Genomic DNA, 23,033 nt, shown 5'->3' with positions numbered 1-23,033 from the left:
CGCCGGATGCTGACGGGCACGCTCGTCTTACATCCGGCGTTTTATTTGAACGTTTTGCCTGATAAAACCTGCCAAAATAAACCTGTCCCTTTTTGGCAGGTTGAGCGGAGAGGAATGCTTGTGAACATCCTGGTTTTGCTGCCCGTCAACGACCGCCATCGTGCAATTCTTGAGTCGAGCGCTCCGGGCGAGGATTTTATCTACACGAGCGCCGGCGATATCACGCGCGAACAGGTCGCCGATGCCGACGTGATCCTGGGCAACATCGACCCTGACATGCTCACGGCATGCGACCATCTCCAGCTGTTGCAATTGCAGACCGCCGGCTATGACGACTACCTTGCCGCCGGCACCGTGCCGGCTGAAGCCAAGCTGTCTTGCTCGATCGGCGCCTACGGTCAGGCCGTGAGCGAGCACATGTTTGCCATGGTCCTTTCCATGATGAAGCGCCTGCCCGGCTATCACGACTTGCAGCGCGAGCATCGCTGGGAGGATTTGGGGCCGGTCACCTCGCTCAAAAACGCCAACGTGCTGGTGCTGGGCGCAGGCGATATCGGCGGCTACTTTGCCACGCTCTGCCGCAGCATGGGTGCGCATGTCCGCGGCATCAAGCGCCATCCGCTCGTCTACCCCATTGTGTTTGAGGACATGGACGGCATGGATGCCCTGTCTGAGCGCCTGGCAGAGGCCGACATCGTCGCATCCTTTATGCCCAGCACGCCCGAGACCCGCGGTCTGGCGAACGCCGAGTTCTTCGCCGCGATGAAACCGGGCGCGTTCTTTGCCAACGGCGGCCGCGGCGATCTTGTGGTCGCCGACGACCTGGTTGCCGCTCTGGAATCGGGACATCTCGCCGGCGCCGCGGTCGACGTCACCGATCCCGAGCCGCTGCCCGCCACAAGCCCGCTGTGGGATGCACCCAACATGCTCATCACGCCGCACGTCTCGGGTTGGTTCCACCTGGCCGCCACGCTCAATAACGTGGTCGACATCGCCGCGGAGAATCTGCGTCACCTGCTGGCCGGCGAAACTTTACGTTGTTGGATTGAGCATTAGATTGTTCCGGCGTTTTACCAAACGCCGGAACCCCTCGACGCTGCGAGCCCGCCGTTTGGCCAATCTGCCGTTCAATTTCAAAGGCGCGACCAGAAGGTCAGCGCCTCTTCATTTCACGGCACCTTGGCTCAAACGGCGGGCTCTCGCTGACTTTTGCTCTACCTGCGGCGGTTCCGCTGGCGTCGGCTTCATCTGCAAGCCTTAGCAGCTCCGTCTTACCGTTGACATTGCGGCATTTGCCCAGATAAAACCTGCCAAAATAAACCCGTCCTTTTTTGGCAGGTTTTAAAGCTCCACACTTTCGGCACCGTTGATGTTTAGGTCGCGCTCGTAGAAAGCCGTGAGGGCACGGATCGCGTACATCACGTCGCGCACGCCACCGGTCTCGTAGCTCGAGTGCATGGCCAGCTGCGGCAGGCCCACGTCCACGGCGTGCATGCTCGCCTGCATATTGGACAGATTGCCGAGCGTGGAGCCACCCGCCATATCGCTCTTGTTGGCAAAGGCTTGCGTGGGCACGTCTGCGTCATCGCAGATGGCCTGGAACACTGCGCGGCTAAAGGCATCGGTGCAGTAGTGCTGGTTGGCGGCTTCCTTGATGACGATACCGCCGTTGAGCACGACCTGGTTGTGGGCATCGCACTTTTCGGCGTGGTTGGGATGCACGGCGTGCGCGTTGTCGCAGCTCACGAGCATCGAGGCGGCAAGCGCACGGTGGTACGACTCGTCATCAAAGCCCAGCGACCCGTTAATGCGACGCAACGCATCGGCCAAGAACGTCGACATGGCGCCCTGCTTGGTCTCGGAGCCAACTTCCTCGTTGTCGAAGCAGCAAAAGACCGAGATGTCATGCGCATTCTCGGCGCCCAAAAATGCCTGCAGCGAGGTGTAGGCGCAGGCTAGGTCGTCGAGCTTGGGCGTCGAGATAAACTCGTCGGCCCAGCCCCAAATGCGCGCGTCCTGACGATTGACCAGAAACAGATCGCGGCCCAGAATCTGCTCGGGCTCGACGTCCAGTTCGTCGGCGATCAGAGCATCAAAGTCGCCCTGCTTAAGCTCGCCGGCGCTGATGAGCGGGCACAAGTCGACGGCGCGGTTGGGTGCAAAGCCCTCATTGACGCCACGGTTCATATGGATAGCAAGGCTCGGAATGATAGCGACCTCGCGCTCGGTGGCAAGCAGGCGGCTCTCAATACGGCCGCCCTCGCGCACCAGCACGCGTCCAGCCAGCGCCAACGGGCGATCGAACCAGGTGTAGTCGATCATGCCGCCGTAGGCCTCGGTGTTCAGGCGCAGCGTCTCGCCCGCGCCGTCAAGCTCGGGCACGGCCTTGACCTTAAACGTCGGAGAATCGCTGTGCGACGCCGTGAGCTGAAAATGATAGTCGCCGGCAACGCCGTCCTCGCCCCACGTCGCGGCCAGGTCCTCGCCCACCTTAAAGGCGATAACGCTCGAGGTGTTGCGCTGCGTGTAATAACGCCCGCCCGGCTCGATGTCCCATGCCGCGTTCTCGGGCAGGTAGGTAAAGCCCGCCTCGTCGAGCTCGGCCATAATGGTCGCTGCCGTATGGAACATGCTGGGGCACGCCTCGATAAAGTCGATAAGGTCGTTGGCGGCCTCGATATCGTCGGCCGTCACATGCGCGCGCTCGGGCGTTTCCTGATCCGTCATGCTCTCCCCTTTCGCTGGGTTGATGGTCCCCTCCAGCATACCCCGCCACGCCAGCGCCGCACTCTTCATTCCATGTTTAATCCCGTGCCACTCACCAGGTTGAGCCATCATGCCCGCGCTCCTTTTGCGATAATTACGCTAACAGGACGAGAGGAGCCGTCATGAAGCCACGTAACATTGCCATCGCCTGCGGTGTCGCGGGAGTCGCCGTCGGCCTTGCCGCTGCCACCGGTATCCTTTACCGCAAGCAAATCAAGTCCGCCGCGTCGCTCAAACGCTTGACCGGCTACGCGGATGGCTATGACCTGTACGCAATCGACATCGCCTACGACTACGATCTTGATCGCATCATCGCCGCTGGCGTGCGCGACGACCAGGCCTACATCGATGCCGTGGTGGCGCAGGTGCTGCCCGGTGTGCCGGCACATGTCCAGGCTCCCCAGTTTGCCTGCAGCGCTTTTGTCGCCGTAGATGCCGAAGGCCGCGTGCGCACCGGTCGCAATTACGACTTTAAGGACGACACCTCGGCGCTGCTGGTGCGCAATCACCCACGCGGCGGCTATACCTCCATCGGGTTTGCCGCCCTTAACAACCTGGGCGATAACACTCCGCTTGACTCCGTCGCCGGACGCGCCGCCGCACTCATGGGTCCGTTTGCCCAGCTCGACGGTGTTAACGAATGCGGCGTGTCCGTTGCCGTACTCACCCTGGATTCCAAGCCCTGTGACCAGGACACGCAACGCCCTGTCATCAATACCTCGCTCGCCATCCGTCTGGTGCTCGACCGTGCCGCCACCACGCAAGAAGCTGTCGACCTGCTTTCCGCCTACGACATGCACGCCATGGCAGGACGCGATTATCACTTCTTTATCAACGACGCCACCGGTGACGCGCGCGTAGCAGAGTGGGATCCGCACGATCCGGACCGCGCTTTCAAATCGACTCCTGTACGCCAGGTTACGAACTTCTACCCCTGCTATGGCGACGAAGTGCTGCCCAACCAAAAGAACGGCGAGCTGGGCCATGGTAAAGAGCGCGCCGTCGCAATTGCCGATGTCCTTGACGCCCATGTCGGTGCCCAGGACGAAACGATTGCCTGGGAAGCCCTGCGCGCCGCAGCGCAAGAGCCCAATCCGGAAGACATCACCAGCAATACGCAATGGTCGGTCGTCTTTGACAATACCGAACCCGCCGCCGCTATTACGCTGCGCCGCCACTGGGGCGACGTCGACGCCTTCGCGCTGTAAGGAGCCAGGCCCGTCGACCTTACGCTCGCCTGACGTTGTTTACATTTCTATACGCTTGAGCTAACACGTTTTACCCCCGTATCAACAGTGTGCGGGGGTAAACTTATGCGCATGTTATAACTTGCCCGGAAGGATTCATCATGCTTAGGATCGGTCTTCTTACCAGTGGCGGCGACTGTCAGGCGCTCAACGCCACCATGCGCGGCATCGTCAAAACGCTTATGACCAATAGCGAAGAACCTATCGAGATCTATGGTTTTGAGGACGGCTACCAGGGCCTTATCTACAGCAGGTTCCGCGTCATGACGCCTGCCGATTTTAGCGGCATCCTCACCCGCGGCGGCACCATTTTGGGCACGAGCCGCACGCCGTTCAAGCGCCTGGACATTCCCGAGGCCGACGGTGTCGAGAAGGTGCCCGCGATGGTCCACACCTATCACAAGCTGCAACTCGACTGCCTGTTTATGCTGGGCGGCAACGGCTCCACCAAGACTGCCAACCGCCTGCGCGAAGAGGGCCTCAACGTTATCGCTCTGCCCAAGACCATCGATAACGACACCTGGGGCACCGAAATGACGTTTGGCTTTACGAGCGCCATCGATGTCGCCACCAAGTGCATCGACGACATCCACACCACCGCCTCGAGTCACGGCCGCGTGTTCGTTATCGAGATCATGGGCCACAAGGTTGGCTGGATCCCGCTGTACGCCGGCGTCGCGGGCGGCGCGGACGTCATCCTGATTCCCGAGATTCCCTACGACATGGGTAACGTCATCAAGACCATCGAGCATCGCATGGAGACCGGCAGCCGCTTTACGATCGTGGCCGTCGCCGAGGGCGCTATCTCCAAGGAGGACGCGGCGCTGCCCAAGAAGGAGTACAAGAAGAAGCTCGCCGAGCGCACGAGTCCGTCGATTGTCTACGACATTGCCAAGGAGATCGAGGCCAAGACCGGTCGCGAGACCCGCGTCGCCATCCCCGGCCACACGCAGCGCGGCGGTCAGCCCGACGCCCAGGACCGCATCTTTGCGACCCAGTGCGGCGTTGAGGCGGCACTGGGCTGCCTACGCGGCGAGTTTGGCTACATGATTGCCCTGCGTGACGGCAAGATGTGCCACATGCCGCTCGAGGAGGTCGCCGGCAAGCTCAAGTTTGTCGATCCCCAGAGCGACCTGGTACGCGAGGCCAAGGCGCTGGGCATCAGCTTCGGCGACGAATAGCCTCGGCCGAAATCCATCCCATCGGGCCCTCCGACCCCGACCGACGATTTCGATTTGGCTCCTCCCTTGACTCCGTCAAAGGTCGCCAATCGAAATCGTCGGTCGGGGTCGGAGGGCCCTGCGTTTACATGCTCGCCGAGGCTATTCGTCTTCTTGCTGCGGGTGCCTAGGGCAGGAGGCGCCGTGCATTTTTGGGAGTTTTCAGCAGCCGAGGGTGCCTGCATACTGAATTTTGGGCGAAAGGCAGGCGCCATGGGCCACATCTTGTAAAAACGAGCGGCTCTTGAGGCGTTGGGAGCTCAGAATCAGGGCTTTCAGCGCAGTTTTGTGCGCCCGCTCCCATACTCGTGGACTCCGGAATGCTGAATTCTCCGGAATTTGCACGCCGCCCCTGGGGGTACCTGCGGGTAAAAAGCAACCGCCCCGCCAAAATATGCATTCTGCGGGGCGGTTTATACAAAAAAGCGACTGCGGCACGTCACAGCTCGCTACAACTTGAATCCAAGAACAGGTTACTCGGCGCTCTTGAGGGCACCGACCATATCAATCTTGTTGAGGGTTCGGTTGGTGACGAGGTTGACGATAATCGTAAAGCCAAACGAAAGCACCACAGCGAGCACGAAACTCAGCGGCTCGACCTCAACATCAAAGTACAGCGACGGCATCTGAAGAACGTACGTAAAGCTCTCGGCAAGCAGGCCACCCAGCGGCACGCCCAGTGCGGTGCCAATCGCCGTAAGGATCAACGTCTCCTTATTGACGTAGTGGTGCACCTCGCCACGGCGGAAGCCCAGCACCTTGATGGTCGCCAGCTCGCGTTCGCGCTCCGAAATATTCGTATTAGACAGCGTAAACACCACCACAAACGACAGGCACGCCGCCATAAAGGTCACAAGCACTACGACCGAATTGATAATCGTAAAGTTCGACTCATAGTTCTCCCAATGCTCGGCCGTACTCGAAATCGTAAGCCAACCGTCACTCTTAAGCTTCTTGCTAAACGCAATCTGGTCGGCCGACGAGCCCTTAAGCAGCACAAAGATGCCGTTAAGACGCGCGCTTCGGCCGAACGCGCGCTCATAGGTGCCCTGCGTCATATAAAGTGTGTTGCCCAAATAATTAAGCGAGATATCGCTAACCTTGACCTTGGTAACATTGAGCGACGAATCCTGGACCTGCGCCGTATCGCCCGGCTGAATCCCCAGCACCAGCTGTGAACTCTTGCTTAAATACACGTCCCCGTCACGCAGGGCGAGCGGTTCTTTGGACTCATCCTCCAGGCGCACGTAATCGCCCAAGTCACCCGTGCGGTCGTCGGGCACCACGATGAGCTGTACGGTCTCGCTCCTACCGCCAAACGTAAAGGTGACGTTGTCGGTCATAATCGGCAGGGTCGAGGTCACGCGTACGCCGGAGTCGCTGGCCGCGCTACGCTCTTCCAGCGCCGCACACGTCTGAGCATAGTCATCGGGATTGGCGACCGCCAGCAAGTCATAGCGCGTGATATGCCCATACTGTTTGGGCGAAAGCGCCACCGACGTATCGCGGATGCCCATACCGCAGATCACGAGCGCCGTGCAGCCGGCGATACCGAAGATGGTCATAAAGGCACGTTTTTTGTAGCGGAACAGGTTACGCGCTGCCACCTTGTTCAAAAAGCCCATGCGGCGCCAAATAAAGCCGATGCGCTCAAGCAAGATGCGCGAGCCGGCTCGCGGGGCCTTGGGACGCATAAGCGAGGCTGGGGTCTCGGCCATCTCGTGGCGGCAGGCGATAATCGTGGCACCCACCACGCCCACGGTAAACAGCGCCACCGAGACGATCGAGGACACGATGTCGTACGAAAGCAGCATCTGGGGCAGTGAGTACATGTCGTCGAACACCGTAAACAGGAACAGCGGCAACCCCACAAATCCGATGATGTTGCCGAGTACGCCGCCGAACAGACATGCCCACAGCGAGTAGTCCACGTATTTGGACAGGATTCGCCCGCGTGAATAGCCGAGCGCCTTGTACAGGCCAATGAGCGTGCGCTCCTCCTCGACCATACGAGTGGCGGTGGTAAGGCTGATGAGTACGGCTACGACAAAGAAAATAAATGGGAAAACCGTGGCGATGGCCTCAATCGAAGAGCTGTCGCTCTCGACGCTTGAGTAGCTTGCGATGTTACCGCGATCCTGGATGTACCAAGTGCATTCGCCCAGATCGGAAAGCTCGGCGCGTGCATCGGCAAACTGCTGGTCGGTGGCGGCGCGGCGCTGGTCCAAATCGGCCTGAGCCCGAGCGCGCTCCTCACTGCCCTGGGGCATGCGGTTGATGTTGTCCTGCTCAATCCCAAAGAGCATATTCGCCTGGCGCTCGGAGGCATCCAAGCTTGCCGGCGCGTCGACCGTCAGCTCTTGGGCGCGCACCTTCTCACGCTCGTCGCGAATCTTCTCGATATTACCCTTGACCTCGTTGATCTTTGTCGTGTAGGCATCTGAATAGGAGTTGAGGCTCTTGGCTCCCTCGACGATCACGTGGACCGCGGAGTAGGAAGAAGATGTCGCGGCATCCTCGCTCACATAGAACTTATAGTCCGCAGCCGAAGCAGCGCGAAAGGCGTTGACTGTCGAGTCGGAGCTCACATCAGTAGGATCGAGGACCTCGGCCGTAATGGTGTAATCACCCGCGGCAAACTGGTCCTTGGCGCTTTGGTTCGACGAGCTCGCGTCATTGGCGGCAAAACTCACCGTGTCGCCGAGCTTTTTGCCCGAAGCCTTCAGGAACTTCGAAGTCACCGCGACCTCGCCGGCGCTCTCGGGCAAATCGCCGCTCACCAGCACCGGTTGATCGATATTCTTCCTGGAAAGGCTCTGCACGACTACACGCTCGCGCGTGGTACCCACGGCGGTGTAGGCGGTCTCGGTGTAGATGCCCTCGGCCGTCTCGACGCCGTCGACCTCTTGAATGGCCGCAAGATCGTCGCGCGTAAGGCCATAGGTCGACTGCACGTTAATGTCATAGACATTCTGCTGGTCAAAATAGACGTCGACCGAATCGCGAAGATCCTCGCAGCCCGCCTTAAGACCGCACATCACGCTCACGCCGAGCGCGGTAATGACCACGATAGATAGGAAGCGCTTAAGACTGCCTCGGATTGTGCGGGAGATGCCACGGCGAAAAACCGTCGGCGCCATATCATTTGAGCTTTGAGCGGTACGGTAGGTCGCGAACTCCCGATCGTGACCCACGTGCTCCGTATCGTGGTTTTGGCTGTTTTGGCGATCTTGGTCCATGGGCGCTACCACTCGATCGTCTCGATAGGCACGGGATTTTGCTGGACCGTCTCGCTCTCCACACGACCGCTCTTAAAGCAGATCAGGCGATCGGCCATGGGCGCGAGCGCGGAGTTGTGCGTGATGATGATGACCGTAATGCCCTGCTTGCGGCAGGTATCCTGCAGCAGCTGCAAAATCTGCTTGCCGGTTTTGTAGTCGAGGGCACCCGTGGGCTCATCGCACAGGAGCAGCTTGGGGTTCTTGGCCAGTGCGCGGGCGATGGACACGCGCTGCTGCTCGCCGCCCGAAAGCTGCGCGGGGAAGTTGGCGAGGCGCTCGCCCAGGCCAACCTGGCGAAGCGTTTGCTCGGCATCGAACGAATCGGGGCAGATTTGCGCCGCAAGCTCGACGTTTTCGAGCGCCGTCAGGTTGGGAACCAGGTTATAGAACTGGAAGACAAAGCCGACGTCGGCGCGGCGGTATTCCACGAGCTGCGCCTCATTGGCGGAACTCACGTCGCGCCCATCCACCGTTACGGTGCCGGAAGTCGCCGTATCCATGCCGCCCAGAATGTTGAGCGCCGTGGTCTTGCCGGCACCCGAAGCACCCAAAATGATGGCGAGCTCGCCACGCTCGACCGTAAAGCTCGCGCCGTCCAGCGCGTGAATGCGGGCATCACCCTCGCCGTATGCTTTGACGACGTCTTTGAATTCGATATAAGCCATCGATTAATTCCCATCTGGTCGGATAACTCTTTAGTATTACCCATTTCGCACCGACCAAAAAGGGACAGGTTTATTTTGGCAGGTTTTATATGGGGAAACGAGGGTGCGGGCAGGCACCAGGACTGTCCACGGCAACCATTTGACCCAAACCGTATCCACCGCTATGATGCCACTGCGGAATGAATGTCTCCGTTGGGTGCGCCAGCCAAGCTGCCGCGTTACCCTAAACCGCCTTGTTGCTGATGACTTCTGCTGTTACGTGATGCCCCTAGGCATCACGCTGCGGCAGGAGTCTTTTTTGTTTTGGAGGAGAAGTGTCGGAAAGCAGCGCATCGAGCAGAATCAAACGTCTGCTCAACACCTATAGCGGTCTTGTGCTTATGGGTGCCGTCGGAATCCCCGTCGGTATCATCGTTGGCGCCATCTGCGCGCTCTTTGGACGCGTGCTTTTGGCGATCGGCGCCTTCCGCGACGAGCACATCACCCTGCTCCTCCCCTTCCTCGCCCTTATGGGCCTTGCCATCGTGTTTGCCTACCGCGCTTGGGGCAAGGGCACCGACCGCGGCATGAGCCTGGTATTCGACGTAGGCCACGGGCGTGAGGACGCCATCTCGCCGCGCTTGGTGCCGCTCATTATGCTGAGCACGTGGGGGACGCACCTCTTTGGCGGCAGTGCGGGACGCGAGGGTGTGGCCGTGCAGATCGGTGCAACCGTCTCACATTGGATCGGCCGACGTCTACCTTTCCGAGACCCCGGCAACACGTTTTTGCTTATCGGCATGGCCGCCGGCTTTGCCGGGCTCTTTCGAACGCCCCTTGCTGCCACGGTCTTTGCTATCGAAGTACTGGTCGCAGGACGCATGGAATACCGCGCGCTGTTTCCCGCGCTTACAGCCTCGCTCGCCGCAAGTATGGCCTCCGGTGTCCTGGGACTCGAGAAGTTCGAGGTCGCCGTTGTCGCCTCATGCGCGCTTGACCTCCCCGGTCTTGGACGGCTTGCGGTACTAGGCATCGCGTTTGGTATGGTAGGTGGAGCTTTTGCCTGGTGCCTTGCCCATACCAAGACCCTTGCGGCGCGGCTGCTCCCCAACCCCTATGCGCGCATCGCCGCTATCGGCATCGCGCTATCGGCGATTCTGTTCGCACTGTGGCAGGGTCGATACTGCGGCCTTGGCACCAACCTGATATCGGCGGCGCTCAACGGTAACGGTAAGGTCACCATCATGCCTTGGGACTGGGCGCTCAAATTCGTACTCACCATCGCCACACTTGCCGCAGGATATCAGGGTGGTGAGGTGACGCCGCTGTTTTCCATCGGAGCCAGCCTGGGTGTCGTACTCGCCGGGATTCTCGGCATGCCCGCCGAGTTCTGCGCCGCGCTGGGCTACGCAGCCGTCTTTGGCAGCGCCACCAATACGCTGCTCGCACCCATCCTTATTGGCTGCGAAGTCTTCGGCTTTGGTAATCTGCCGATGTTCTTTATTGTCTGCGTCGTGGCTTACCTGTTCAACATGGATAAGTCGATCTACGCCCTGCAAGAGCGAGCGTAGAAAGATGTCCAAGCAGGTGGTCTCAACCGGAAACGGCGTCCCACTCTGAGGCTGTATTCCGGGACACGGTTTCCGCTTGGGACGCCATTCGGAAAGCGCATCCCGCTTTAAAACGGAATTCCGGGACGTGGTTTCCGTCTGAGTCTCCATTCGGAAAGCGTGTCCCGTTCTTTCACGGCATCTTGGCTATGCAAAGTGCTCGAACGCTAGTCCTCGTACGCGCCCTCAAGCCGAAGCAGCCACTCCTTGCGATCGAGCCCGCCGGCATATCCGTTAAGCGAGCCGTCGGCGGCAACCACGCGATGGCACGGCACGATAATCGAAATAGGGTTGCGAGCGACCGCAGCTCCCACCGCACGAGGAGACACAACGGGGTCCTCGTTCCCCGGCACCCGATGGCGGGCGGCGACACGAGCCGCAATCTCGCCATACGTGGCGACCTCGCCACGCGGAATAGAAAGCAGCTCAAACCAGACTTCACGCTGAAACGCCGTACCGATCATATGCAACGGCGGCGTATACAGAGGCTCCTGCCCTGCAAAATAAGCATTCAGCCAAGCCCACGAACGCTCAAGCACCGAAGAAGCCGCACCATGAGCCGGACTCGCCGACGACATGCCACCAGCACCGGAAACCGCATCGGCCCCTTCAACATGTTCGGAGTCTTCCCGGAGAAGCGTGGAGCCAAAGTGCTCCTGCCCCTCAAACCAAAGCCCCGTCAGGCCGCGGCCATCAGCGGCAAGCAGGATTTCGCCCAAAGGCGAAGCAAACGTCGTCGTGACCACCAGCGGCTCCTTTCAAAACTCCGCACCATAATACCGCGAATTGTGCAGACAACCTGTCTGATACGCCCGGGCAGGCTCGTAATTGTTTAAGCGAGGCCGCTTTCCCCAATCAAGCGGAGAAGACGCGGGGCTTCGACGCCAGAGCGGTACCCATGCCAGCTGAGCTCTAATACTTTTCCCGAGAAGTGAACGAGTAAAAACGAGGCCCCGGAGCATCCACACTTTTTGATTACAAAACCGCAGGATTCGCGCAGCAAAGCCGCAGGAAATAGCGGTCAAAATATGTCAATGCTTCGGGGGTCCAAAATAGGTCGTTCACTTCTCGGGAAAAGTATTCAACTTCAATTCACCCCAACCCCAAAGTCACCTCAGGCAGCAGGCGCGAAGCGCCGCAGCTGCCGTCACGGACCCGCAGTCCCCAAAGGAGACAGGCGCAAAGCGCCGAGGCCGCCGCCGGGACCAGGGCCCGCAACGGCCACGCGCCCTCACATCAGCCCAGCGGCCCCAACCAACAACGGCCCCATCGCAGGCCGCTCGCAGCCGAGTCACCGCAGGCGGGGCCGGGCTCAGCTTTCAGAACACTCCGCAGACCAGTGCGGCGCCTTGTCCGCGGCTCCGAAGGAGCAGGACAAGGCGCCGCACATGATCGAGGACGTTCTGAAAGCTGAGCCCGGCCCCCGCCGGACAGTTCCACCGCTACTCGCAGAGCAGCTTGGCGATCTGGACGGCGTTGGTTGCCGCGCCCTTACGGATTTGGTCGCCACAGCACCAGAAGGTGATGCCACGCGCGGCCTCGGGGTTCGAGATGTCGCGGCGCACGCGACCGACCCAAATCAGGTCCTGGTCGGAGGTGTCCATCGGCATGGGGAATCGGTCGTGCGCATCCTCGGCACCCAGGTCGTCGACCAGCTTGACACCCGGGGCAGAAGCCAGCGCAGCACGGGCTTCCTCGACCGTAATGTCGCGCTCAAACTCGAGCGTAATGCTCTCGGAGTGCGAGCGCAGCACAGGCACGCGCACACAAGTGCAGTTCACGCGCAGCTCGGGCAGGTGCATAATCTTGCGACCCTCGTTTTGCAACTTCATCTCCTCGGAGGTAAAGCCCTCCTCCTTGACGCCGCCAATCTGCGGAATCAGGTTGCTCGCCAACTGGGCGGCAAATGCGCGCGGCTCGGGAATCTCCTCGCCACGACCCAGGGCGGCCAGCTGGGCCTCGAGCTCGGCCATACCGGGAGCACCAGCGCCCGAAGCCGCCTGGTACGTCGAGACGATCATGCGCTTCACGCCGGCGAGCTTGTGCAGCGGCCAGGTGGGAACCAGGCCGATGATAGTTGCACAGTTAGGGTTAGCGATAAGGCCGTGATGCCACTTGATGTCGTCGGCATTGATCTCGGGCACGACGAGCGGCACCTCGGGATCCATACGGAAGGCGTGGCTGTTGTCGACCACGACGGCGCCACGCTTGACGGCCTCGGGCAGCAGCTCCTTGGCGATATCGTCGCCGGCAGCGCCGAGTACGATGTCGCAGCCCTCAAAGGCCTCGGGGCAAGCCTCCTCAATAACAACCTGCTCGCCGCGGAACTCAACGGTCTTGCCCGCAGAGCGCGCGCTCGCCAGCAGCTTGAGCTTGCCAACCGGAAACTCCTGCTCGTTGAGGCACTCGAGCATCTGGGTGCCCACGGCCCCCGTCGCGCCCAAAATAGCAACCGTGTACTGTTTCATGCTTCCCCCTTTAAAGGTTGTGGCTTTTGCCCGCACGCCGAGCAGGCAGGATATTCTTGCCCAGTGTATACAAGAACGGGGCGGACACGAAACCCACCCCGTCGAAACGAAACCGAAACGAAACGCCCCGCGCTAGATTTTTTGGAACATGCCTCAAAAACCCACTCATGCGCCAAAAGGTAGATTTCTAGACATATCCCAAAAATCTACCGGGATGGTCGCTATTTGTGGAGGGCAGCCAGGGCGGGTTCAATCGGTGCAGGAGCCTCCAGATCGGAGACCTTCACAATGCCGTTCTCGTCGGAGAAGGCACGGTAAATGGTCTGAATCGCCAGGTCGAAGTCCTTATCCTCGACACCGATAATGATGTTGATCTCGTCGCAGCTCTGCGAAATCATGCGCACGCTCACGCCAGCCTGGCCGAGCATGCCAAACAGGTGGCCAGAAATACCTGCGCGGCCGCGCAGGTTACGGCCGACGGTCGCGATGAGCGCCAGGCCCTCGACAACCTCAATCTCGAGCGGCTCAACCTCCTGCTGGATGTCGCCCACGAGCGAGTACAGCGAATCGTGCACATCCTGCTCCTGCACCACGGCGCCAAAGCGGTCGACGCCGGTGGGCATGTGCTCGACGGAAACGTCATAGCGCTCGAAGACCGAAAGTGCACGGCGCATAAAGCCGACGCGGGGCTTGGTGCGATCGCGGGCTACGTTGATGGCGACAAAACCGCGCTTGCCGGTCACGCCGGTAATGATGGGCTCCGCCTCGCCCTCATCAGCCGTCTCGCTAATGATGGTGCCGGGGTCCTGCGGCGCATTGGTGTTCTTGATGACCAGCGGAATACCCGCCTCGCGCACGGGGAACACGGCCTCCTCGTGCAGGACGCTTGCGCCCATGTACGAAAGCTCGCGCAGCTCCTCGTAGGTAACGCGCGCAATGGGCTGAGCCTCGGGAACAATACGCGGATCGGCAGAGTAGAAGCCCGAAACGTCGGTCCAGTTCTCGTAAAGGTCGGCGTCCAGACACTTGGCCAGGATCGAGCCCGAGATATCGCCGCCGCCACGATCGAGCAGCTTAATCTGGCCCTCACGCGTCGCGCCGTAGAAACCGGGCATAACAAAGCCGCCCTGCTGACCGTACTCCTGCACCAGCTCGGAGGTGCGGTTCATGCTGAGCGTACCGTCGTGATGGAACGCCACAACCGTCGCGGCGTCCAGGAACGGCAGGCCCAGGTACTCGGCCATCAGGCGAGCGGTGAAGTACTCGCCGCGGCTCACAAGCTCCTCGGTGGAGTAGCCGCCCGAGCGGGCGCGCTCGGCAAAGGCCGCGAACTCCTCACGGATGGGATAGGTGAGCTCCAGCTCGTCAGCGATATCAAAATAGCGCTGGCCAATGTCCTCGAGCAGCTCCTCACACGACACGTGATACTTAACGTGCGCGTTAACCAGGTAGAGCAGGTCGGTCACCTTGGTGTCGCCCTTAAAGCGGCGACCGCAGGCGGAAACCACCACAAAACGGCGGGCCGGGTCGGCATCGACGATGGCCTTGATCTTCTTAAAGTGTTCGGCGTCGGCGACCGACGAGCCGCCAAATTTGGCAATCTTAATCATGGGCTGGAGGTTACCTTTCTAAAAGCCTCTGCGAACCTGTTTTGCGCGCTCTGATACCATGGTTTCACCGATTGGGACCAAGGCATCCGAGGAGCAGTGTTATATGGGAACTTATCATAGTACACGAGGACGCACTTTATCGTGCTCAAGTAAGGTGGCAATCCGCACCGGCATCGCTCCCGACGGGGGTTTGTTTGTCTCGGACGAGCTCGGCACCCAGCAGGTCGATATCAGCTCGCTTGCAGATAAATCGTACTTTGAAATCGCTCAAGATGTGTTGGGAATGTTACTGAATGATTACACGGGCGAAGAAATTTCGGCCTGTGTGAATGAGGCATATCGCGGCACGTTCGCGAGTGAAGAGGTTACGCCGCTCGTCAAACTCGACGCTGCGCCGGGCGCTGACGCCCCTCAGACCTATGTGATGGAGCTCTTTGGCGGCCCCACGAGTGCCTTTAAGGACGTCGCCCTGCAGATGCTCCCCCGCCTCATGGCCCGCACTTCCGCCAAGGACGGCGGCGCCGAGCGCATCATGATCGTCACCGCCACGTCGGGCGACACCGGCAAGGCCGCACTCGCCGGTTTTGCCGACGCTCCGGGCACGGGCATCACCGTCTTTTATCCCGAAGGCAAAGTCAGCCGCGTGCAGAATCTGCAGATGTCCACACAGGAAGGCGATAACGTCGCCGTCTGCGGCATTCGCGGCAACTTCGACGATGCCCAGAGTGCCGTCAAGCGCATCTTTGCCGATAAGGAGCTTGCCGAGCGCTTGGAGGCCGCCAGAACGGTGCTTTCGAGTGCCAACTCCATCAACGTCGGCCGTCTGGTGCCGCAGGTCGTCTACTACTTTGCCGCCTATGCGCAGCTGTTGCGCGCCGGCGCCATCGAGGCCGGCGACGCTGTGGAGTTCTGCGTACCGACCGGCAACTTTGGCGATATCCTGGCCGGCTACTATGCCAAGCGCATGGGTTTGCCCGTCGCCAAGCTCATTGTCGCGAGCGACAAGAACAACGTGCTGGCTGACTTCCTGACCACCGGCGTCTACGACCGCAACCGTCCGTTCTTCACGACCATCTCGCCGTCGATGGACATCCTCATCAGCTCCAACCTGGAACGCATGCTCTACTTCCTGTCCGATGGCGACTGCGAGCTTGTTGCCGGCCTTATGGAGCAGCTGGCAAAGACTGGTCACTATGAGGTTCCCGCCGACCTGCTGGCAAAGATTCAGAGCGTCTTTGGCTGCGGCTGGGCCAGCGAGGACGAGGTGCGCGCTGCCATCAAGAGCTGCTGGGATGCGAACGGCTACGTGATCGACCCGCACACCGCTTGCGGCTATCACGTCTTTGAAAAGGTCGCTCCCGCCGAGGGGGCCAAGGCCCGTGTGCTGCTTTCGACCGCCAGCCCCTACAAGTTCCCGCGTGCCTGCTGCGATGCTCTGGGTCTCAACGTTCCCGAGGACGACTTTGAGGCCATGCGCGTGCTCGAGCAGGCCACCAATACGGCCGCACCGGCACAGCTCGCCGAGCTCGAGTCCAAACCCGTCCGCTTCGAAGACGTCTGTGACGTCGATGAGATGGCAAGCTACGTCGAGTCTGCAGCAAAAAAGATGGCTACCAACTAAAACCCTCATTAGGCGCCGGCGAAAGCCGGCGCACCTTCTTTTATCAGATAACCCCCGGGATGATGACGAACGCGCACAGCGTGCCTGGCTGTTTAGTTCGTCGCGAGTTCCGCACGCAAAGGAAAGCACTTAATGTGCTTTCCGTCTTGCGCAGGACTGCCCGAGCAGCGAACTAAACAGCCAGGCACGCCAGGAGGACCCACATGATCAAAATCACCGTCCCAGCAACCAGCGCCAACTTGGGCATCGGCTACGACACCCTCGGCATGGCCGTCAGCCTCTACTCGCACTTCACCTTCGAGCGCGCTGACAAGCTCACCATCACGGGCTGCCCCGAGGAGTTCCAAAACGAGAACAACCTGGTCTACGTCAGCTTTGTCGATGCGCTGGCCGCATGGGGCGAGCCGGCTTTTCCCGTTGCCATCGACATTCAAACCGATGTACCCGTCGCTCGCGGCCTGGGTTCCAGCTCCACTTGCGTCGTCGCTGGCATTATGGCCGCCGCCGCACTGACAGGCCACACCGTCGACCGCGCTGAGCTCGTCCGCATTGCCACCGAGGTCGAGGGCCATCCCGATAACGTCGCTCCCGCCATCCTGGGCGGCGCCGTCTGCTCCTTTACGCCGACCGATTCGCTCCCCCAGTGCCTGCGCTACGAGGTGAGCGATCGCTTGCGTTTTATTACCGTGATTCCGCCCTACGAGGTTCACACGAGCGAGGCGCGCAAGGTCGTGCCGCAGGAGATTCCGCTCTCCACCGCCGTATGGCAAATGGGCCGTATCGCCGGCATGACGCGAGGCCTGGAGGCTGGCGACCTCGACCTGATTGCCGCCGCCAATGACGACCGCATCCAGGAGCCCTATCGTCGTCGCCTGATTCCCGACTACAACGCTGTGCGCGACACCTGCCTTAACGGCGGCGCCAAGACCATCTGGATCAGCGGTTCGGGCTCTACCCTTATGGCTGTGACCGACGACACCATCGTGGCAAAATTCCTGCAGGTCAAGCTGCGTGAGCAGTTCCCCAAGTGTGAGACGCACATTCTGACGTGCGACACCGAGGGCGCTCAAATCGAGTACCTGTAGCGCCCTGTCTCATTGCTCTCACCGGTCTCCTTGGGGCTTCCCCTGAAAACGTCCTCGATCATGAATTGCCCCGTCGTGCGCTTCGCGCGACGGGGCAATTCGATCTGCGGATTGTTTTCAGGGGAAGCCCCAAGGAGACCTACGCGACCTCGACAGGATAATCGCATTCGCTGATTTAATATTGCGCTCCTTCGGAGCTGCGGATAAGCGGGCCTCGTGCTGCGGAATGTTTTTAAGGGGATGCCCCCGGGTGGCCCTATGGCAACGTGGCTAGCGATGTCTATAGGGACCCACGCTTTGAAAGGGCGCCGGGCTGAAATTATGGCCCTTTATTGATAGGGGCTCTTGCTAGGCTGTAGCACTTACCAGCAACAGACTTCGACTATGTGCTTGGTTTACGCCGCACTGGGTTCCTTGTATTCGAAGACTGGTTCTAGGAGGTCTTCGATGTTGCAGTGGAGGGCTTTTGCTATGGCTCTCACGCTTGTTACCGAAGCCTCATTGATGTTTCTCTGGCGCTGCTCGTACATTTGGATTGAGCGGAGTGACACACCCGATTCGTATGCTAGGTCTTGTTGGGTTTTCTTAAGCTTCTTTCTTGCTAACGCAAGTTTGGTTTGCCTGGACGCTTTTTTCGCCATATCGCAGACGAGGCGAACCACTCGTTCCTCCGAGGCTTCGTGCCAGGGGTAATACAGACTGCGCAGCACATCAAATGGAACGACATGCAGCAAATCTTCGAAAGACTCTCCTAGGCGCCACTGCAGGTATGCCAGCATCCAGCCCGCCCAATATTCCGGCGTCTTCTCAAATCGATAGGTGCAGTCCGGTATAGGCCTGTTTTGATAGCCCGACCTTTCAGCGATAAGCGCGAACAGCTCAACACCCGATTTCCCCGACACTACCCATGCGTTGCCGCGTTCAAACTCGCGAGCAACCCCGCTCAGGCAAAAGAGTTCAGCAACTTCAGATCCTTCTGCTCCATAGTCATTGACGGCATAGTCGAAGCAGTCGCCGAGGTTGTTCATTGCGTCCTCGAGGTAGTAGACGGGATATGTCCTACTCGGTCCACGATCTGTCAACTCTTGGATCATTTAAATCAACCCTCCCTGCCATTAAATCCCTAATGTCGATACCTTCGGAATCGAACCCATTGACCGTATCCAAGTATTTGCGTCGAGCATTCTGCTCTCGCTCAAAACGCTTGGGATAAAACTCAGACCCCGAAGCCCGCTTCCAATCGCAGAATCTAATCATCGAAAATGCGCGCTCGCTCATAAGGGCATATTGGATACCCAAATCACCCAAGCACATGATACGTTGCAGCTGTCTGAGCGATATCATGCCGCTGACAAACTGTCTTGCAAACGAAAAATAGGAGTCGTCAGCACGATAGCCTCGAATAACGTCATAAGGAGATGTATCAATTAAGCAGTTATCAAGTAGATAGCGAAGCCCTTCACGCGCCAATGGCGTCGAAACATTGAACTCTCTGTTATTCGCCAGAATTGCAAGCCAATTGAGGATTGAAAACTCCCCAGACTCCAAATCCAAGACCGAAAGGCCATCTAAATCAAGCTCATATCGATTGGCAACGCCATCAGACTCGGTCCGGCATGCCCATTCCATCGCCATTTCCTCATGTGGCGTGCAATAAAACCCGCGACCATAGTCATTGAATTGTCTGCATTTATCCAACGACGGACATTCGACAACAACCTCCGACCCGTGCCAAAGCTCCATATCGACCTCCAAATAAAAATATCACCCCAGTGATAGTGTACCAACAACTATCACTGGGGTGATATAGATGGATGAAAACTATTGTCTGCCAAGAGCCCCTACTAGAGGCAGGCCTCGGCAATGCGGCGCTTGAGCTCGTCGATGCCGGTGCCGGTCTGGGAGCTTGTGATGATTACGTTTTCGGCCGGGACGTTGAGTTGCTTTTTGATGGCTGCCGCTTGGCGTGCCTGCTGGGTGCGGCTGAGTTTGTCGGCCTTGGTGAGGCAGACGATAAAGTTGAACTCGTTGCCCTGCAGGTAGTCGATCATGTCATGGTCGAGCTTGCTGGGGTCATGGCGAATGTCCACCAGCGACACAACCAGGTTAAAGCTGCGCTCGGAGTCGAAGAAGTCGCCGATGAGCTCGGCCCAGCGGTCGCGCTCGGCCTTGGAACGACGGGCGAAACCGTAGCCCGGCAGGTCCACAAAGTGCACGTCGTCGGCCTCGAAGAAATTGATATTGCTCGTCTTGCCCGGCGTGCTCGAAACCTTGACCAGGTTCTTGCGGCCAAAGAGCTTGTTCATGATGGACGACTTGCCCACATTGGAGCGGCCCACAAAGCTCACCTCGGGACAGGTGGACTCGGGGATCTGCGAAACCTTGCCGTAGCTGGCGACGAACTTGGCAAGCTGGTAGTTAATGGAATCGGCCATGGATACTCCTTGGTCGTAGGTTCTTACAATAGGGGTGCACGATTACGCAGCGGCGATGCAGCGGACGATATCGAGTGTAATGCCGCTCGCGGTGCGGGCGTACTCGTCCAAATCGAACTCTCGCTCGCAAAACGCGTCATATGCCTCGTCACAATTATCGCTGATAGCACGCAGCACCAGACAATCGACACCGTTCTTGGCTGCAATATGGGCAATCGCAGCACCTTCCATCTCAACGCAATCGGCATGCGTCGCCTCGATGGCGGCGGTGCGCATGGCGTCGCCCGTTACAAAGCGGTCGCCTGTAGCGATAGTGCCAACCAGGAACTGTTTAGGGTCCTTCTCCGCAGCGGAATCAGAAGCGTAAGCATCGATAAACCCATGTTCGGCAAGCACGGTGGTGGCGATGTCAACCAGAGCCGGTGTCGAGGCAAACTCCTCAAGCTCCGGCGCCGACTCGGCGATGAGCGCCGTGTCGGTATCCAGATAGCGCAGGCACTTGCCAATAACCACGTCATTGATATGGAGTTTGGAGTTTAAGCCACCCGCAATGCCCGAAAACACAACGGCCTGCGGAGCATATTTGCTGATGAGATGCTGTGTTGCACCAGCGGCGTTTACGGTTCCCATGCCAGCGGTCGTGGCGACCACTGACAGACCGTTGAGCTCGCCGCTTACAACGCTCAAGCCTGCCTCTTGCGACACATGGGCACCGTTCAGTTCTTCTTTAATCTGCGCAACCTCTTTTTCGAGTGCACCGATGATTGCGATGGTAGGCATACCATCCCCCAAACCTGTGAAAACTGTTTATCCACGGTATGGTACCAGCATTTTGACTCAACCGCGCAATACGAAGCCGTTAGGCCAGCGCAGCGCGGGTATCGTAGAGCGCCTTGGCGATGGCGGCCACGGCCTCACTCGAACGGTCACTCCACGGCATCGATGACATGATGCTCATAATGTAGGTGTCGCCATCGACATCGATGAGGCCAGCATCGCACGTCGCATTGCAACCTGCCTCGCTGATCCAGCCGGCTTTGTTACGCACCATGGCATGGTCGTCCGCAATGCCGTCACGGATAAAGGACCGGGTCGTAGAGGCCAGAAGGCCCGACAGCCATTGCGACGTCTCGCTCTCACGGATCAAATACTCGCTCATCTCGCGCCACAACTTGGCCGAGGTGCGCGGGCAATAGGTGGGGAAATCGCTCATTGGATCGAGCGCGACCTCGTCTTCGACGCCGAGTGCGGCAATCCAATCCTCGTAGCCATCTTGATCAAACGTTGCACGCAACGCGACAAACGAGTCGTTATCCGAGTTGACGACCGAGGTCTCAATCAGGTCGCGAACCGTCAGCCAGCCCATACTGTAGCCGCCATAGGTGCCCAGAGTATCATCGAGCGATACTTGCCCTGTCTCGACCAGTAACTCGCAGACGTAGAGTACATAGAGCGCCTTGTAGCTGCTCGCACCGTACACCTCGGCGTTCGCGTTATACGTCACGCCCTTGCCGCTCGACAGATCGTAAAACACCACGCCCACGTCGCCCAATTCCTGGGCCTGATCAAGGGTATCTTGGAGCGCGGCGAGGCTCTCATCCTCCAGGGCGGGGATCTGGTCATCAACCAGTGAGAAGGTCTGCACGGTATCGCCTGAGGGAATATCGTTAAAGTCCGCCTTCGAAAGCCTCGTCTTGAGGCTCGCTGTCGACAGGGTTTGATTTGCGGTGGCTTTAGATTTAGAGACCTTTTTGTTTTGCGTCTGTACCGTTGACGCATCTGAGTGTGCCGTTCGCTCCGACGCGTAGGTTTTAGCGGTAATTCCGAGGATAATAACCGCCAACGTTAGCATCCCAACGGCGGCAATCTTCGTCACGCGGATGCGAGCGTCGGCAAGGCCACGCGAAGACGTGCCCTTCGTCTCATATCTGCTGCTATGCTGCGGCACATGCTCGTCCCGCGATGCGTCGTTTCGCACGTGGTCTCCTGGCTGCTCCCGTTCATATACGAGCAGCATAATACCGAGCAGGCATTTCTTTCCAAAGATATTCAGAAGCGTTTAAGGTGTCTTTAAAGAAACCACAAGCGTATTTATCCAAATGGCACGATTCTGTTGCACATCTCACCGCAACCCAGAGAGCAGTCTTTTTGGGACGGGGCTCTTTTAGCTACTTCTCCACCCTACCGGCCCCAAATGAGCTACCCCTAGCCGATAGCGTTTTTGAGTTCCGCGCGGCGCTTTTTCATGCCCGTCATGACGGCGTTGCGCAGCTCGGGCATGCGCGCGGTATCCATCTGTGGAACGCCCTCGAGCTTATAGGGAATCCCCAGCTGCTCATACTTGACGACGCCCATCGTGTGATACGGCAGCATTTCCAGGCCCACCACGTTATGCCACGGGGCAATCAGACGACCGAGTGCCTCGCACTCCTCTGCCGTGTCGGTAATGCCCGGTACTACCACGTGACGGATAACGACCTTGATCCTGCGACGCGCCAGCTCATCGCCAAACGCCAGGATGCGCGCAGGATCGCAACCGGTCAGCTTTTTATGCTCGACGGGATCGGCGTGTTTAATGTCGAGCAGCACCATATCGGTCTCGTTGAGTACGGCATCGAACTTCTCGGGATGCGTGGGGTCGAACGCATAGCCGCAACTATCCAAGCAGGTATGTACTCGACCATCGGGGTTGTTGTGCATTGCGCGGAACAGGTCGGCCAAAAACTCAGGCTGCAGGAGCGGCTCGCCGCCGGATACCGTAATACCACCGCTGCGGTAAAACTCATGGTTGCTCTGGAACTCGTCCATCAGGTGCTCGACGGTCACCATGGTGCCGCCGTTAACCGACCAGGTATCGGGGTTGTGGCAATACGCACAGCGCATGGGGCAGCCCTGAACAAACACCACAAAGCGGATGCCGGGTCCATCGACCGTTCCCATCGTCTCGATCGAATGCACGCGGCCCAGGGCAAACGCGGAGTCCTCAGGACGAGCGTCCATACCCTCGAGCTTCATCTCAGCCATTCCCGATACCTTGCCTCTCATT

18 protein-coding genes are annotated in these 23,033 nt (G+C 59.2%); 6 read left to right on the top strand and 12 right to left on the bottom strand.

Annotated elements, in window-relative coordinates; genetic code table 11:
* Positions 1-114: 114 nt before the first annotated feature.
* Positions 115-1,056, top strand: coding sequence for a D-2-hydroxyacid dehydrogenase (locus ACTQ0H_RS00670; RefSeq protein WP_441547679.1), 942 nt, complete (start codon positions 115-117; stop codon positions 1,054-1,056).
* 285 nt (positions 1,057-1,341) lie between these two features.
* Here the strand turns inward: ACTQ0H_RS00670 and ACTQ0H_RS00665 are convergent, their stop codons facing one another.
* The gene (locus ACTQ0H_RS00665; protein ID WP_441063020.1) at positions 1,342-2,727 is read right to left on the bottom strand and encodes a M18 family aminopeptidase; all 1,386 of its coding nucleotides are present in this window, start codon (positions 2,725-2,727) and stop codon (positions 1,342-1,344) included.
* A gap of 161 nt (positions 2,728-2,888) precedes the next feature.
* Here ACTQ0H_RS00665 and ACTQ0H_RS00660 point away from each other — a divergent pair, with 161 nt between their 5' ends.
* The gene (locus ACTQ0H_RS00660; protein ID WP_441063019.1) at positions 2,889-3,974 is read left to right on the top strand and encodes a carcinine hydrolase/isopenicillin-N N-acyltransferase family protein; all 1,086 of its coding nucleotides are present in this window, start codon (positions 2,889-2,891) and stop codon (positions 3,972-3,974) included.
* Between the two features lie 140 nt (positions 3,975-4,114).
* Complete coding sequence (locus ACTQ0H_RS00655; protein ID WP_154514896.1) at positions 4,115-5,194, top strand: 6-phosphofructokinase; 1,080 nt, start codon at positions 4,115-4,117, stop codon at positions 5,192-5,194.
* 512 nt (positions 5,195-5,706) lie between these two features.
* On the opposite strand, the gene ACTQ0H_RS00650 is transcribed toward ACTQ0H_RS00655, so the two are convergent.
* Both ACTQ0H_RS00650 and ACTQ0H_RS00645 read right to left on the bottom strand, forming a co-directional pair.
* Complete coding sequence (locus ACTQ0H_RS00650; RefSeq protein ID WP_441063018.1) at positions 5,707-8,472, bottom strand: FtsX-like permease family protein; 2,766 nt, start codon at positions 8,470-8,472, stop codon at positions 5,707-5,709.
* A 5-nt stretch (positions 8,473-8,477) separates the two neighbouring features.
* Positions 8,478-9,179 carry an ABC transporter ATP-binding protein gene (locus ACTQ0H_RS00645; protein ID WP_427718202.1) on the bottom strand — a complete coding sequence of 234 codons (702 nt, stop codon included), beginning with the start codon at positions 9,177-9,179 and terminating at the stop codon, positions 8,478-8,480.
* A gap of 314 nt (positions 9,180-9,493) precedes the next feature.
* Between ACTQ0H_RS00645 and ACTQ0H_RS00640 the strand changes: the two genes are divergently transcribed.
* Complete coding sequence (locus ACTQ0H_RS00640) at positions 9,494-10,729, top strand: chloride channel protein (RefSeq protein ID WP_441063017.1); 1,236 nt, start codon at positions 9,494-9,496, stop codon at positions 10,727-10,729.
* Between the two features lie 206 nt (positions 10,730-10,935).
* Here ACTQ0H_RS00640 and ACTQ0H_RS00635 read toward each other — a convergent pair whose 3' ends face one another.
* The 3 genes from ACTQ0H_RS00635 to ACTQ0H_RS00625 form a co-directional block, all read right to left on the bottom strand.
* Positions 10,936-11,514, bottom strand: a complete 579-nt coding sequence (locus tag ACTQ0H_RS00635; RefSeq protein ID WP_441538205.1) for a methylated-DNA--[protein]-cysteine S-methyltransferase — start codon at positions 11,512-11,514, stop codon at positions 10,936-10,938.
* A 696-nt stretch (positions 11,515-12,210) separates the two neighbouring features.
* Entirely contained in the window at positions 12,211-13,236 is a 1,026-nt protein-coding gene (locus ACTQ0H_RS00630; protein WP_154514908.1) for an aspartate-semialdehyde dehydrogenase, read from the bottom strand.
* Positions 13,237-13,457: 221 nt separating this feature from the next.
* The gene (locus ACTQ0H_RS00625) at positions 13,458-14,846 is read right to left on the bottom strand and encodes an aspartate kinase (protein WP_154514910.1); all 1,389 of its coding nucleotides are present in this window, start codon (positions 14,844-14,846) and stop codon (positions 13,458-13,460) included.
* Between the two features lie 103 nt (positions 14,847-14,949).
* Here ACTQ0H_RS00625 and thrC point away from each other — a divergent pair, with 103 nt between their 5' ends.
* Both thrC and thrB read left to right on the top strand, forming a co-directional pair.
* Complete coding sequence (thrC, locus tag ACTQ0H_RS00620) at positions 14,950-16,467, top strand: threonine synthase (RefSeq protein ID WP_441063016.1); 1,518 nt, start codon at positions 14,950-14,952, stop codon at positions 16,465-16,467.
* A gap of 203 nt (positions 16,468-16,670) precedes the next feature.
* Positions 16,671-17,552 carry a homoserine kinase gene (gene thrB, locus ACTQ0H_RS00615; RefSeq protein ID WP_154514914.1) on the top strand — a complete coding sequence of 294 codons (882 nt, stop codon included), beginning with the start codon at positions 16,671-16,673 and terminating at the stop codon, positions 17,550-17,552.
* 395 nt (positions 17,553-17,947) lie between these two features.
* On the opposite strand, the gene ACTQ0H_RS00610 is transcribed toward thrB, so the two are convergent.
* From ACTQ0H_RS00610 to pflA, 6 genes are all read right to left on the bottom strand, one after another.
* Positions 17,948-18,646 carry a helix-turn-helix transcriptional regulator gene (locus ACTQ0H_RS00610; RefSeq protein WP_441063015.1) on the bottom strand — a complete coding sequence of 233 codons (699 nt, stop codon included), beginning with the start codon at positions 18,644-18,646 and terminating at the stop codon, positions 17,948-17,950.
* Complete coding sequence (locus ACTQ0H_RS00605) at positions 18,612-19,295, bottom strand: DUF3990 domain-containing protein (protein WP_441063014.1); 684 nt, start codon at positions 19,293-19,295, stop codon at positions 18,612-18,614. Before ACTQ0H_RS00605 ends, ACTQ0H_RS00610 begins: the two co-directional genes overlap by 35 nt.
* Before the next feature lie 101 nt (positions 19,296-19,396).
* Entirely contained in the window at positions 19,397-19,987 is a 591-nt protein-coding gene (gene yihA / locus ACTQ0H_RS00600; RefSeq protein ID WP_055252447.1) for a ribosome biogenesis GTP-binding protein YihA/YsxC, read from the bottom strand.
* A 42-nt stretch (positions 19,988-20,029) separates the two neighbouring features.
* A complete protein-coding gene (gene mtnN / locus ACTQ0H_RS00595; RefSeq protein WP_441048673.1) occupies positions 20,030-20,767 on the bottom strand; it encodes a 5'-methylthioadenosine/S-adenosylhomocysteine nucleosidase in 738 nt (245 codons plus the stop codon).
* 79 nt (positions 20,768-20,846) lie between these two features.
* Positions 20,847-21,965 (bottom strand): serine hydrolase, encoded by a 1,119-nt coding sequence (locus tag ACTQ0H_RS00590; protein ID WP_441063013.1) that lies wholly within the window; start codon positions 21,963-21,965, stop codon positions 20,847-20,849.
* 227 nt (positions 21,966-22,192) lie between these two features.
* Positions 22,193-23,011 (bottom strand): pyruvate formate-lyase-activating protein, encoded by an 819-nt coding sequence (pflA, locus tag ACTQ0H_RS00585; protein ID WP_441063012.1) that lies wholly within the window; start codon positions 23,009-23,011, stop codon positions 22,193-22,195.
* Positions 23,012-23,033: the final 22 nt, after the last annotated feature.

Origin of the sequence: Collinsella sp. LCP21S3_A3, from assembly GCF_052118905.1 — a bacterium.
Lineage (GTDB): Bacteria > Actinomycetota > Coriobacteriia > Coriobacteriales > Coriobacteriaceae > Collinsella.
This window is presented reverse-complemented; position numbering and strand designations above follow the sequence as displayed.

Coding starts and splice junctions, on each gene's coding strand:
- ACTQ0H_RS00670 (WP_441547679.1), top strand. CDS start 115: ATGCTTGTGAACATCCTGGTTTTGCTGCCCGTCAACGACCGCCATCGT.
- ACTQ0H_RS00665 (WP_441063020.1), bottom strand. CDS start 2,727: ATGACGGATCAGGAAACGCCCGAGCGCGCGCATGTGACGGCCGACGAT.
- ACTQ0H_RS00660 (WP_441063019.1), top strand. CDS start 2,889: ATGAAGCCACGTAACATTGCCATCGCCTGCGGTGTCGCGGGAGTCGCC.
- ACTQ0H_RS00655 (WP_154514896.1), top strand. CDS start 4,115: ATGCTTAGGATCGGTCTTCTTACCAGTGGCGGCGACTGTCAGGCGCTC.
- ACTQ0H_RS00650 (WP_441063018.1), bottom strand. CDS start 8,472: ATGGACCAAGATCGCCAAAACAGCCAAAACCACGATACGGAGCACGTG.
- ACTQ0H_RS00645 (WP_427718202.1), bottom strand. CDS start 9,179: ATGGCTTATATCGAATTCAAAGACGTCGTCAAAGCATACGGCGAGGGT.
- ACTQ0H_RS00630 (WP_154514908.1), bottom strand. CDS start 13,236: ATGAAACAGTACACGGTTGCTATTTTGGGCGCGACGGGGGCCGTGGGC.
- ACTQ0H_RS00625 (WP_154514910.1), bottom strand. CDS start 14,846: ATGATTAAGATTGCCAAATTTGGCGGCTCGTCGGTCGCCGACGCCGAA.
- thrC (WP_441063016.1), top strand. CDS start 14,950: ATGGGAACTTATCATAGTACACGAGGACGCACTTTATCGTGCTCAAGT.
- thrB (WP_154514914.1), top strand. CDS start 16,671: ATGATCAAAATCACCGTCCCAGCAACCAGCGCCAACTTGGGCATCGGC.
- ACTQ0H_RS00610 (WP_441063015.1), bottom strand. CDS start 18,646: ATGATCCAAGAGTTGACAGATCGTGGACCGAGTAGGACATATCCCGTC.
- ACTQ0H_RS00605 (WP_441063014.1), bottom strand. CDS start 19,295: ATGGAGCTTTGGCACGGGTCGGAGGTTGTTGTCGAATGTCCGTCGTTG.
- yihA (WP_055252447.1), bottom strand. CDS start 19,987: ATGGCCGATTCCATTAACTACCAGCTTGCCAAGTTCGTCGCCAGCTAC.
- mtnN (WP_441048673.1), bottom strand. CDS start 20,767: ATGCCTACCATCGCAATCATCGGTGCACTCGAAAAAGAGGTTGCGCAG.
- pflA (WP_441063012.1), bottom strand. CDS start 23,011: ATGGCTGAGATGAAGCTCGAGGGTATGGACGCTCGTCCTGAGGACTCC.